This window comes from Nesterenkonia sp. F, from assembly GCF_000220985.1.
In the GTDB taxonomy this organism is placed as follows: Bacteria; Actinomycetota; Actinomycetes; order Actinomycetales; family Micrococcaceae; genus Nesterenkonia.
On sequence record NZ_AFRW01000066.1, the window covers coordinates 1 to 10,244 of the forward strand.

Consider the following 10,244-nt stretch of genomic DNA (forward strand, 5'->3'; position numbering starts at 1 on the left):
AGTCCGCCGCAGGTCCTGCGGCGTCGGAGGTGGAAGAGGGGGTCATGCTGGGCTCCTCGGATCAGGTGCTTCACGGGTGGATCGACCGACTGCGATGTGAGGGGCATCACGTGATGCCGGTCATGATCTATCGTAGGCGTCGTGGAACACGTGTCAAGCACATATGTTCACCCAGGTCCGCGGGATGTTCCGAGTGCCGACGCTCACCTGGCGCGAGGCTCCTGCTCACCTGCGGCGACGCCTCATCGAGGTGCCGCGGACTCGGCCCCTCGGGCTACCATGGAGTCATGAGCACCGCGCAGCAGTCAGAGCCCGGGCCGCGGACCTCGGCCCTGTACATCGCCCGAGCGGAGAATCAGGGCGGCACCGACGGCACGGTGCAGGTGGAGAACGGCCCGGTGCTGGGCACCGCCTCGCCGGCGGATCCCCACCGCGGGCCGGACTCGGGATTCGACCCCGAACAGTTCCTCGCGATGGCCTGGAGCACGTGCCTGAACGCCACGCTGGAGAAGGTGCTCGACGAGCACGGCCTGGAGAACGACTCGCGGGTGCGCGTCGAGGTCGAGCTGCACCGCGAGGCCGAGGCACCGGGATATCGCTTCGAGCCCGCCGCCGTCGTCGCGATCGAGGGGCTCGACGACGAGCGGGCGCGCGAGCTGGCCGACGAGGCCCACGCCCGCTGCCCGGTGTCCAAGCTGCTGTCCGGACCGGACGTGAGCACGATGCGGGTGGAGGAATTCTCCGCCGGAGCCTGATGTTCGCGTCGAGGTGAGCCAATCACCCATGATCGACCTCGCCGGCGTCTCCAAGGCCTACCGGCGGGGCGGAGACGAGGCGCCGGCGCTGCACGACGTCAGCCTGACCGTCGAACGCGGCGAGATGCTCGGCGTCGTCGGCGAGTCCGGGTCCGGAAAGTCGACGCTGCTGCGGCTGATCAACCACCTCGAGGCGCCGACCGCCGGGTCCGTGCACGTCGACGGCGAGGATCTCGCGACGCTCGCGCCCCGGGCCCGCCGGCGGCGACGGCGCCGCATCGGCATGGTGTTCCAGCAGTTCAACCTGCTCGCCAACAAGACTGTCGCCGCCAACGTGGCCCTGCCGCTGTCGCTCCAGCGCCGTCGCGACGTCGACCACGTCCGCCGGATGCTGGAGTTCGTCGGCATGGCCGAGCATGCGGCGTCGTACCCCGCCCAGCTCTCCGGCGGTCAGCAGCAGCGCGTGGCCATCGCCCGAGCACTGGCCACCGATCCGCGCATCCTGCTCTGCGACGAACCGACCTCCGCGCTGGACGACCACCACGCGTCCGAGGTGATGGACACCCTGGCGGCCGTCCGGCGCCAGCTGGACACCACCATCGTGCTGGTCAGCCACGAGCTCGACGTCGTCCAGGGCTCCTGCGACCGGGCGGCCATCCTGGAGGGCGGGCGGCTGGCCGGCGTGGCCGACGTCGTCGCCCCGCCGCCGGCGCGGACCTTCAGCTCCTACGCCGCCCGCGTCCGCCACGTCCTGGAGGGCGGAGCCGACCGGCGGGATCCGGAGCCCGGGGAGCTCCGTGAGGCTCGAGAAGCTGGTGGGGGCCGTGAGGAGGGCGCGGCATGATGGAGCTCCTCGACGCCGTGGGGGAGAGCCTCTCCTCCCGCCGCGGAGAGATCGTCCAGGCCGTCGTCGAGACGATCGCGATGATCGGCAACGCGCTGCTGGCCGCCGTGCTGGTGGGGCTGCCCGGCGGGACGCTGCTGTACCTGACGCGTCCCGCCGGCCCGCATCCGCGGCGCACGCTGCACGCGGTGCTCGACGCGGCGGTCAACGTCATCCGCTCAGTGCCGTTCCTGCTCTTCGTCGTCGCGCTGATCCCCTTCACCCGCTGGCTGCTGGGGACCTCCTTCGGCACGCTGGCGGCCTCGGTGCCGCTGGCCTTCGTCGCCGCCGCCCTCTACGCGCGCTTCAGCGAGCAGACGCTGCTGGAGATCCCGCCGCAGACCGTCGAGCTCAGCCGCGCGCTGGGGGCGAACACCTGGCAGCTGGTCACCCGGTTCCTCTACCCCGAGGCTCGTTCGGGCCTGGTGCTGAGCCTGACCACGGTGACCATCAGCCTGATCTCGTATTCGACGATCATGGGCGTGGTCGGCGGCGGAGGCGTCGGCGACTTCGCCATCCGCTACGGCTATCAGGCCTACGAGCCCGAGCTGATGTACAGCACCATCCTGATCATGGTCGTCATCGTCATGCTGATCCAGGCGGTCGGCACGCAGCTCGCCCGGCGCCTGGACCGTCGCGGGCGCTGAGCGCCCGCGACGCACCCGAAGAACCGATCACCGCACCCCACGCTGAGGAGAAGACCCGCTCATGTCATCACGCCTGTCCGCGCCGCTGATCGCCGCCGCGGCCTCGACCGCCCTGCTGCTGACCTCCTGCGGCGCCGGGTCGGCGGACTCCGCCGCCGAGGACGACCAGGTCATCCGCGTCGCCTCGCACATGCCGCCGATGACCGACGTCGTCGAGCTCGCCGCCGAGGTCGCCGCCGAGGACGGCTGGGACGTCGAGCTCGTCCGCGTCAACGACAACGTCCAGTACAACCGGCTGCTGGTCGACGGCGAGGTGGACGCCAACTTCGCCCAGCACGAGCCCTACATGGAGAGGTTCAACGAGGAGAACGACGCCGACCTGACGGCGATCGCCCCGATCTACGACGCCAAGGTCGGCTTCTACTCCCGCGACTACGACGACGTCGCCGACATCCCCGACGGCGCGAAGGTCGCCCTGCCCAACGACATCTCCAACGAGGGTCGCGCCCTGGCCATCCTCGACGAGCAGGGGCTGATCACCCTGCGCGAGGGCGTGGGCTTCGACGGCCGCGTCTCCGACGTCGAGGAGAACCCGCATGACTTCGAGTGGGTGCAGGTCGACCTGCTGAACCTGTCCTCCGCCTACGAGGAGGACGACGTCGCCCTGGTCTACAACTACCCGACCTACATCTCCAAGGTCGGCCTCACCCCGGAGGACGCGCTCTTCCTGGAGGAGACGGTCGACCAGCGGTTCTCCATCTCGCTGGTCGCCCGCGCCGAGGCCGAGGACTCGGAGAAGATCCAGGCGCTGCGCGAGGCGATGACCGGACAGGAGGTCCGGGACTTCCTCACCGAGGAACACTCGGCCACGCTGCTGCCGGCGTTCTGAGCGCCGCGGTGCCGGCATGGCGACGGCGCCCGTCCTCGACCATCAGGTCGAGGAGCGGGCGCCGTCCCTCGGTGCGAGCGGAGCCGGTGTCGACGCCGAGGCCTGCGGGATCGCCCCGGTCGCCGACGGTCCGGACCTGTCCGGTCACCGGCTCAGAGGCCCAGGCCCTCCAGCAGCGACAGCACCGTGTCGGTCAGGCCGCCGGCGAGGCCCAGCACCGTCTCGAGAAGTCCGCTGACCATGGTGATCACCTTCCGTCGAATTCGTGGAATCGGCGACGGCCGGGCGGCCGTCGCCGTCGTCGGGCGACGACGGGACCATCATGGCGCAGTCACATGAGGCGCAGGCTTCGTCGGCGTTTCAACCATGTGACGTCGACGACGATCTGCGCTCAGGCGACGACCGCGCGCAGCTCCTCGGCCGCCGAGCCGATGTCCTCGGCCGAGTACAGGGCGCCGCCGGCGACGGCGATATGCGCTCCGGCGGCCTTCACCTCCCCCGCGGTGGACGGGCCGACGCCCCCGGCGACGGAGAACGGCACTCCGGCGGCGCGCCCGGCGGTGAGCAGGCCGTCCAACGAGTAGCCCTCCTGCGCCTGCTCGTCCAGGCCGGCGTGCATCTCCACGAATTCGGCGCCGAGCTCGACGGCCTGCTGGGCGCGGAGGGCCTTGTCCTCCACGCCGATGAGGTCGACCACCACGCCCTTGCCGTGGCGGGTCGCGGTCTCGACGGCGCCGGCGATGGTGCTGTCGTCGGCGGTGCCGAGCACGGTGACCAGGTCCGCGCCGGCGTCGAAGGCGATCTCGGCCTCCAGCGCGCCGGCGTCCATGGTCTTCAGGTCGGCCAGGATGATCTTCTCCGGGTGCGCGGCCTTCACCGCGGTGACGGCGGCGAGTCCCTCGCTCTTGATGAGCGGGGTGCCGAGCTCGAGGATGTCGACGTGCGGCGCCGCGGCGGCGGCCCACTCCAGGGCCTGGGCGGTGGTCAGCGTGTCCATGGCGAACTGGATCTTCATCGGGGTCTCCATCAGAGGTCTCCTTCGGCGGGGTCGGGGAGGACGGGATCGGGCCGGCGAGCGTGCCGGCGGGTCATTCGAGGTTCGCGTGGTACGGCCAGAGGTCGTCGCCGGTGAGGCCGCTGCGGCGCCACAGCGCGTGGAAGAGCGCGTCGCCGAGCAGCGCCAGGCTCTGTTCGAAGAGGCCTCCGGCGTACTGCGCGGAGACCGCTCCGCTGCGGTCGAGCTTCTGCGCGGCGGGCACGACCACCACGGCGTCGGCGAGCTCGGTCAGCGCAGAGCCGGCCGTGGCGGTGACGGCGGCGACGTCCGCACCGGCCGACCGGGCCTTCTCCGCCGACCGCAGCACGCCGCCGGTGGTGCCGGACCCGCTGGCGGTCAGCAGCACGTCGCCGGGACGGATCGCCGGGGCTGTCGTCTCGCCGACGACGTGCACGGTCCGGCCCAGGTGCATCAGACGCATCGCGGTCATCCGCAGGGCGAAGCCGGAGCGTCCGGCGGCCAGCACGAAGACCCGGTCGGCGTCGTCGACGGCGCGGGCGAGGGACTCCAGGGCCTCGGGGGCGAGAGCCAGAGCCTCGGCGGTGCTGGTCAGCTCGGCGGTGATCGTCCGGAGGGCACCGGCGACGGCGGTGTCGTCGGTGCCTTCCCGAACGGAGACGGGGCTCATGGCGGCGGGGGCGACAGCGGTGTCGGTGTCCATGGGGACGATCCTGCCGGTGCGCGCGCCGTCGCACAGTCCCTCGAACGTCGAGGCGACCTGCCCGTTCGGGCAGGCCTGCTCGAACGGGCAGGGCGGCTAGCCTGGAGGGTATGTCGGAGACCTCGCCGGAGAATCCGCCGGAGGCGGCGGCGCCGAACGACCGGCTCCGCGCCTCCCGCCACACTCGGGCCCTCTCGGAGCTCGCGGACCGCCAGGCCGTGACGCTGGAGTCGCTGCTGGCCGCGCTGCGCTCGCCCCGCCTCGGGGACCGCGAAGCCCGTGAGGCCGCGATCTCCGTCGCCGCGGCCGCGCTCGTCGAAGTCCGCTCCGCCGAGAAGCAGGGGTCGGAGCTCCTGGAGCCGGTCACCGGGGCCTTCGCCCGGCTGAAGTCCGAGCTCTCGCCGATGATGCGCTACGGGCGGGTCGCCGTGGAGTTCGTCGAGCCGCCGTCCAACGGGCGTGCGCTGCCGGGCGACGTGGCCCGGGCGGCGCGGGCGGTGGTCCGCAGCGCCGTGCTGACTCTGGTGGATTCGGCGAACGCGCGGCGGGTCCGGGTGCACTGGGACTGCGACGGTCTCCATCTGCTGATGCACATCCGCGACGACGGCGACGGCGAGCTCGGCGCCCACGACGACGCCCTGCGGCCGATCGCCGACCACGTGAGCGCCTTCGAGGGACGGATGGGGGTCGAGTCGACACTCGGCTGGGGCACGGAGATCAGCATCGCCGTACCGTTGGACCCTGTGCCGGCGCCGCTGGCCGTCGACGACCTCGGCGATCTCAGTCCGCGAGAGGCCGAGGTCCTGCAGCATCTCGGCCGCGGGGCGCGGAACGCGGCGATCGCGGAGGAGCTGGGGATCAGCGGGCACACCGTGAAGTTCCACATCTCGAACCTGCTGCGCAAGACCGGCGCCCGGAGTCGCGCCGAGCTGATCGCGCTGCTGCGCTGAGCTGTGCGGATCGTCGCCGAGCTGCTCCGTCCGGCGAGCGGCGGGCGCGTCAGGCGCGCAGCGCCTCGAGCGCGCTCCGCATGGCTTCCGGCAGTCGGCACGGGCGGCCGGTCTCCCGATCGACGGTGACGATGGTCGTCGACGCGGTGACCCGCGGATCCTTCTCACCGTCGGCGAAGACCGCATAGCCGATCGTGCAGCTGGCCCCGGAGACCGTCGAGACGGTGAGCATGACGGTGATCGGGGAGTGCTCGTAGTCCAGCTGCCGGCGGTAGGTCACCTGCAGATCGGCGACCACCGACCACACCGGCGAGTCGGCGGCGAGTCGCGGGAAGCCGGCCTCGTCGGCGTCGTCCGCGTCCGGAGCCCAGAGCCCGCGGGTGCGGGCCTCCTCCAGCAGGCGCACGACGGCGGCGTTGTTGACGTGGCCGAAGGCGTCCAGGTCGCCCCATCGCAGCTGAAGTCGCACTGGGATGCCGGTCATCGCAGCCTCCTGTCTCCTGCCGGGTGCTCGGGCGGTCGTCGCCGCCGACGCTGTTCCGCAGGCCGTCTGATCAGGGGCGACGGCGCGCCGTCGGCGGATCCCGTCACAGAGGGACATCTGCGGAATGTCGGGAGCGTGCCCGGCTGTTAGCGTACAAGGTCCTTCAGCACCCGTCTCCGTACCCCGACGAGGAAGTCCACCATGATCCGTCGTTTCATCGCCGTCACCGCAGCCGCCGTCGCCGTGCTCGCCACCGCCGCCTGCGGCGAGCCGCAGACCCGCGGCGAGTCGGAGTCCTCCGACTCCTCGGCCGAGCCTGTGACCCTCGAGGAGGTCCAGGAGGCCGGCACGTTGGTCGTCGGCACCGAGGGCACCTACCCGCCCTTCACCTACCACGAGGGCGGATCCGGCGAGCTGACCGGTTATGACGTCGACGTCGCCGAGGCCGTCGGCGAGAAGCTCGGCGTGGACGTGCAGTTCGAGGAGACGCAGTGGGATGCGCTGCTCTCCGGGCTGAAGGCTGGCCGCTTCGACATGGTGGCCAATCAGGTCACCCTCACCGAGGGGCGGCAGGAGGACTACACCTTCTCCGAGCCCTATACCTACTCCAACGGCGTGGTCGTCACCCGCTCCGACGACGACTCGATCAGCTCCTTCGAGGACCTCGACGGCACCACGACGGCGCAGTCGCTGACCAGCAACTGGTACAACACGGCCGAGGAGGCCGGGGCGGAGATCGAGCCGGTCGAGGGCTGGGCGCAGTCGGTCGACCTGCTGGAGCAGGGCCGCGTGGACGCGACGATCAACGACCGGCTCTCCTACCTGAATTACCAGGAGGACGAGGACAACACGAACATCACGATCGCCGTGCAGACTGAGGAGCAGTCGGAGGCGGCGATGGCCTTCCCGAAGGGCTCGGACTCGCTGGCCCGGGCCGTCGACGAGGCGCTGGACGCCCTGGCCGAGGACGGCACGCTGACCGAGATCAGCGAGGAGCATTTCGGCGCGGACTACTCGACCTCGGAGGCCGCGACCGGGGCGGGCGCTGAGGAAGGCTCCGGAGACTGATGGGCGAGGCCTGGCAGCTCGTCCTGGACTCGTTCTGGCCGCTGCTGCAGGGCGCGCTGGTCGGGACCATCCCGCTGACGCTCATCAGCTTCGCCCTCGGACTGATCATCGCGCTCGTGGTGGCGATGATGCGGCTCTCCGGCAGTCGGGTGCTCGCCGGCCTCGGCCGAGCCTACGTCTCGGCGATCCGCGGGACGCCGCTGCTGGTCCAGCTCTTCGTGATCTTCTTCGGCCTGCCGCAGCTCGGGCTGACCTGGGCCGCCTGGCCCAGCGCCCTCGTGGCCTTCTCGCTGAACGTGGGCGGCTACGCCGCAGAGATCATCCGCGCGGCGATCCTCTCGGTGCCCGCCGGACAGTGGGAGGCCGGCTACACCGTCGGCATGTCCCGGACGCAGACGCTGCGCCGGATCATCCTGCCGCAGGCCGCCCGGGTCTCGGTGCCGCCGCTGTCGAACTCCTTCATCTCGCTGGTCAAGGACACCTCGCTGGCCGCGATGATCCTGGTCGACGAGGCTTTCAAAGTCGCCAAGGAGATCGCGGCGGCGACCAACGAGTTCCTGATCGTCTACATGGAGGTCGCCGTGATCTACTGGCTGATCTGCGTGGTGCTGTCCGGGGTCCAGGACCGCATCGAAAGGAGGCTGGAGCGCCATGTCGTCCGCGCCTGACCACACCGCCGCGACGCCGTCGGGCAGTACGCCCCTGCTGGAGGTCTCCGGGCTGCGCAAGTCCTTCGGCGGCACCGAGGTGCTGACCTCCATCGACCTGCGCGTGGAGACGGGGAAGGTGCTGGCGCTGATCGGGCCGTCGGGTTCCGGCAAAACCACCGTGCTGCGTTGCCTCAACGGGCTCGAGCAGCCCGACGCCGGCACCATCAGCTTCGCCGACGGCCCGTCGGTGACCTTCTCTGAGGCCACCACGCGGCGGCGGCGCGAGTCGCTGCGCACCCGCAGCGCCATGGTCTTCCAGGGGTACAACCTCTTCCCGCACCGCACGGTGCTCCAGAACGTCACCGAGGGGCCGATCCACGCGCTGGGCCGCCCGAAGGCCGAGGCGCAGGAGCTGGCCGAGCGGCTGCTGGACCGGGTCGGTCTGGCCGAGCGTCGGGATGCCTACCCCCATGAGCTCTCCGGCGGGCAGCAGCAGCGCGTGGGCATCGTCCGGGCGCTGGCCATGACGCCGTCGCTGCTGCTCTTCGACGAGCCGACGTCGGCGCTGGACCCCGAGCTGGTCGGCGACGTGCTGCGCGTGATCAAGGAGCTGGCCGAGGAGGGCTGGACCATGGTCCTGGTGACCCATGAGCTCTCCTTCGCCCGCGACGTCGCCGACGAGGTCGTCTTCATGGACGGCGGCGTCGTCGTCGAGCGCGGCCCGGCGTCCCAGGTGCTCGGCGAGCCGACGCAGGAGCGCACGCAGCGCTTCGTCCACCGGCTGCTCAACCCGTTCTGAGACGGGATCTCGTCTCCCGTCGGCCTGACCCTCTTGTCCTCGTACGGACCGAGGGGAGAATGGTGTAAGCGGACGGTAGAAAGGTGCTCGGCGATGAGTCTGAACATCAAGAACGAGCGTGTGCACGAGTTGGCCCGCCAAGCGGCGGCCCTGTCCGGCGGGACGCAGACCAGCGCGCTGCAGGACGCCCTCGAAGACTATGTGACCAAGCTTCGGCGGGAGCATCAGCAGGCGGACAGCGCCGACGACGGCCGCATCGACGACCTGCTGCACAGCATCCGCGGCCGGATCCGTTCCGAGGGGCCGCTGAGCACCGATGAACTCTACGACGAAGAGGGGCTGCCGGCATGATCGTCGACACGTCGGCGATCATCGCGATCCTCCAGGGAGAGCCGGGCGCAGATTCCCTGCTGCACGCGATCACGACGGCGTCCCGAGCACGGATGTCCGTCGCGTCGTATCTGGAGCTGGGGATCGTCGTGGATCGTCGTCGGGATCCGGTGCTCTCCCGCGAGGTGGACGAGCTCCTCGAGCGTCTCGGCGTCGAGACCGTCGCCCTCGACGCCCGACAGGCGACGATCGCGCGGGCCGCCTTCCGTGATTTCGGGAGAGGGATGGGGCACCCGGCGCAGCTGACCTGTGGGGACTGCTTCAGCTATGCGCTGGCGGCGGCGGACGGAGAGCCGCTGCTCTTCGTCGGCGACGACTTCAGTCGGACGGATATCCGTCCGGCCGTCTGACGGCACGTCGTCGGGGCGGGGGGCGTCTTCAGTCCCGCAGGGGCGAGCCGACCACCTCGAAGCGGTGCCCGCCCATGTCTCCGGTGAGCATCGGCATCGCCTCGGCGATCGCCTCCTTCACGCTCTCCAGCTGCAGCGAGTCGTCGTGCGCCTGGCGCGAGGTCCACAGCTCGGCGACGAAGACCGTGTCGGGCTGCTCCTCGTCGACGCCGACCTCGTAGCTCAGGCAGCCGGCCGCGGCCAGCTGCGGGTTGTGCCGGGACAGGATGGCGACAACGTCGTCGCGGTGTCCGGGCTGGACTCCGATGGTTCCCACGTTCGCGAAAGTCATACCGCCACCCTAGGAGCCCGCGGAGACGCCGCACAGCCCCTCGCGGCCGTCGACGGCCTCGACCAGCAGCGCCGCTCCCATGCCGCCGCCGATCGCGCAAGCGACCAGGCCGCGGGTCCCGGCCGGCGCGGCCGCCAGCCGGTGGACCAGATGCGTCGCGGCCACCGCCGGGGAGGCGCCCCAGGGGTGCCCGAGCGCCAGGGCCCCGCCGAGGGCATTGACCCGCGGATCGCCGGCGCGCAGTCCGAGCGCGTCGAGGCAGGCCAGCGTCTGCGCGGCGTAGGCCTCGACGATCTCCACGGCGGCGAGGTCCTCGAGCCGCGTCCCGGT

At 71.2% G+C, this 10,244-nt stretch carries 14 protein-coding genes and 1 pseudogene; 10 read left to right on the forward strand and 5 right to left on the reverse strand.

The genetic code is table 11. From position 1 onward, the window contains the following. The first annotated feature begins 287 nt into the window (after window positions 1–287). From GU5_RS0105395 to GU5_RS0105410, 4 genes are all read left to right on the forward strand, one after another. Window positions 288–755 carry an OsmC family protein gene (locus GU5_RS0105395; RefSeq protein WP_010524557.1) on the forward strand — a complete coding sequence of 156 codons (468 nt, stop codon included), beginning with the start codon at window positions 288–290 and terminating at the stop codon, window positions 753–755. 28 nt (window positions 756–783) lie between these two features. Further along, window positions 784–1,599 carry a methionine ABC transporter ATP-binding protein gene (locus tag GU5_RS14185; protein ID WP_010524558.1) on the forward strand — a complete coding sequence of 272 codons (816 nt, stop codon included), beginning with the start codon at window positions 784–786 and terminating at the stop codon, window positions 1,597–1,599. Next, window positions 1,596–2,285 (forward strand): methionine ABC transporter permease, encoded by a 690-nt coding sequence (locus GU5_RS0105405; RefSeq protein WP_010524559.1) that lies wholly within the window; start codon window positions 1,596–1,598, stop codon window positions 2,283–2,285. Before GU5_RS14185 ends, GU5_RS0105405 begins: the two co-directional genes overlap by 4 nt. A gap of 61 nt (window positions 2,286–2,346) precedes the next feature. Beyond that, window positions 2,347–3,174: a MetQ/NlpA family ABC transporter substrate-binding protein gene (locus GU5_RS0105410; RefSeq protein WP_010524560.1), complete on the forward strand. Its 828-nt coding sequence runs from the start codon at window positions 2,347–2,349 to the stop codon at window positions 3,172–3,174. Between the two features lie 391 nt (window positions 3,175–3,565). Here GU5_RS0105410 and hxlA read toward each other — a convergent pair whose 3' ends face one another. Then, window positions 3,566–4,189, reverse strand: coding sequence for a 3-hexulose-6-phosphate synthase (gene hxlA, locus GU5_RS0105420; protein ID WP_029514040.1), 624 nt, complete (start codon window positions 4,187–4,189; stop codon window positions 3,566–3,568). A 73-nt stretch (window positions 4,190–4,262) separates the two neighbouring features. After that, window positions 4,263–4,892: a 6-phospho-3-hexuloisomerase gene (hxlB, locus tag GU5_RS0105425; RefSeq protein ID WP_010524562.1), complete on the reverse strand. Its 630-nt coding sequence runs from the start codon at window positions 4,890–4,892 to the stop codon at window positions 4,263–4,265. 110 nt (window positions 4,893–5,002) lie between these two features. Between hxlB and GU5_RS0105435 the strand changes: the two genes are divergently transcribed. Next, the gene (locus GU5_RS0105435; RefSeq protein ID WP_010524563.1) at window positions 5,003–5,842 is read left to right on the forward strand and encodes a LuxR C-terminal-related transcriptional regulator; all 840 of its coding nucleotides are present in this window, start codon (window positions 5,003–5,005) and stop codon (window positions 5,840–5,842) included. 49 nt (window positions 5,843–5,891) lie between these two features. On the opposite strand, the gene GU5_RS14190 is transcribed toward GU5_RS0105435, so the two are convergent. Continuing rightward, on the reverse strand, window positions 5,892–6,326 hold the full coding sequence (locus tag GU5_RS14190; protein WP_010524564.1) for a thioesterase family protein: 435 nt from the start codon (window positions 6,324–6,326) through the stop codon (window positions 5,892–5,894). 201 nt (window positions 6,327–6,527) lie between these two features. Here GU5_RS14190 and GU5_RS0105445 point away from each other — a divergent pair, with 201 nt between their 5' ends. The 5 genes from GU5_RS0105445 (at window position 6,528) to GU5_RS0105465 (ending at window position 9,583) form a co-directional block, all read left to right on the forward strand. After that, window positions 6,528–7,394: an amino acid ABC transporter substrate-binding protein gene (locus GU5_RS0105445; RefSeq protein WP_010524565.1), complete on the forward strand. Its 867-nt coding sequence runs from the start codon at window positions 6,528–6,530 to the stop codon at window positions 7,392–7,394. Beyond that, window positions 7,394–8,062, forward strand: coding sequence for an amino acid ABC transporter permease (locus tag GU5_RS0105450; RefSeq protein ID WP_010524566.1), 669 nt, complete (start codon window positions 7,394–7,396; stop codon window positions 8,060–8,062). Before GU5_RS0105445 ends, GU5_RS0105450 begins: the two co-directional genes overlap by 1 nt. Further along, window positions 8,046–8,843 (forward strand): amino acid ABC transporter ATP-binding protein, encoded by a 798-nt coding sequence (locus GU5_RS0105455; RefSeq protein ID WP_010524567.1) that lies wholly within the window; start codon window positions 8,046–8,048, stop codon window positions 8,841–8,843. Before GU5_RS0105450 ends, GU5_RS0105455 begins: the two co-directional genes overlap by 17 nt. 93 nt (window positions 8,844–8,936) lie before the next feature. Then, on the forward strand, window positions 8,937–9,194 hold the full coding sequence (locus GU5_RS14195) for a type II toxin-antitoxin system VapB family antitoxin (RefSeq protein ID WP_010524568.1): 258 nt from the start codon (window positions 8,937–8,939) through the stop codon (window positions 9,192–9,194). Then, window positions 9,191–9,583, forward strand: a complete 393-nt coding sequence (locus GU5_RS0105465; RefSeq protein WP_010524569.1) for a type II toxin-antitoxin system VapC family toxin — start codon at window positions 9,191–9,193, stop codon at window positions 9,581–9,583. The genes GU5_RS14195 and GU5_RS0105465 overlap by 4 nt, the downstream gene beginning before the upstream one ends. A 28-nt stretch (window positions 9,584–9,611) precedes the next feature. Here the strand turns inward: GU5_RS0105465 and GU5_RS0105470 are convergent, their stop codons facing one another. Further along, the gene (locus GU5_RS0105470) at window positions 9,612–9,914 is read right to left on the reverse strand and encodes a putative quinol monooxygenase (RefSeq protein WP_010524570.1); all 303 of its coding nucleotides are present in this window, start codon (window positions 9,912–9,914) and stop codon (window positions 9,612–9,614) included. Between the two features lie 9 nt (window positions 9,915–9,923). Continuing rightward, window positions 9,924–10,244 (reverse strand): annotated as a pseudogene (locus GU5_RS0105475) (hypothetical protein); the annotation flags it as partial.

Excerpts from the sequence above, each read along its gene's own strand:
- GU5_RS0105445 (WP_010524565.1), top strand. The coding sequence starts at position 6,528 with ATGATCCGTCGTTTCATCGCCGTCACCGCAGCCGCCGTCGCCGTGCTC.
- GU5_RS0105435 (WP_010524563.1), top strand. The coding sequence starts at position 5,003 with ATGTCGGAGACCTCGCCGGAGAATCCGCCGGAGGCGGCGGCGCCGAAC.
- GU5_RS14195 (WP_010524568.1), top strand. The coding sequence starts at position 8,937 with ATGAGTCTGAACATCAAGAACGAGCGTGTGCACGAGTTGGCCCGCCAA.
- GU5_RS14190 (WP_010524564.1), bottom strand. The coding sequence starts at position 6,326 with ATGACCGGCATCCCAGTGCGACTTCAGCTGCGATGGGGCGACCTGGAC.
- GU5_RS0105470 (WP_010524570.1), bottom strand. The coding sequence starts at position 9,914 with ATGACTTTCGCGAACGTGGGAACCATCGGAGTCCAGCCCGGACACCGC.
- GU5_RS14185 (WP_010524558.1), top strand. The coding sequence starts at position 784 with ATGATCGACCTCGCCGGCGTCTCCAAGGCCTACCGGCGGGGCGGAGAC.
- GU5_RS0105405 (WP_010524559.1), top strand. The coding sequence starts at position 1,596 with ATGATGGAGCTCCTCGACGCCGTGGGGGAGAGCCTCTCCTCCCGCCGC.
- GU5_RS0105455 (WP_010524567.1), top strand. The coding sequence starts at position 8,046 with ATGTCGTCCGCGCCTGACCACACCGCCGCGACGCCGTCGGGCAGTACG.
- GU5_RS0105395 (WP_010524557.1), top strand. The coding sequence starts at position 288 with ATGAGCACCGCGCAGCAGTCAGAGCCCGGGCCGCGGACCTCGGCCCTG.
- GU5_RS0105410 (WP_010524560.1), top strand. The coding sequence starts at position 2,347 with ATGTCATCACGCCTGTCCGCGCCGCTGATCGCCGCCGCGGCCTCGACC.
- hxlA (WP_029514040.1), bottom strand. The coding sequence starts at position 4,189 with ATGAAGATCCAGTTCGCCATGGACACGCTGACCACCGCCCAGGCCCTG.
- GU5_RS0105450 (WP_010524566.1), top strand. The coding sequence starts at position 7,394 with ATGGGCGAGGCCTGGCAGCTCGTCCTGGACTCGTTCTGGCCGCTGCTG.
- GU5_RS0105465 (WP_010524569.1), top strand. The coding sequence starts at position 9,191 with ATGATCGTCGACACGTCGGCGATCATCGCGATCCTCCAGGGAGAGCCG.
- hxlB (WP_010524562.1), bottom strand. The coding sequence starts at position 4,892 with ATGGACACCGACACCGCTGTCGCCCCCGCCGCCATGAGCCCCGTCTCC.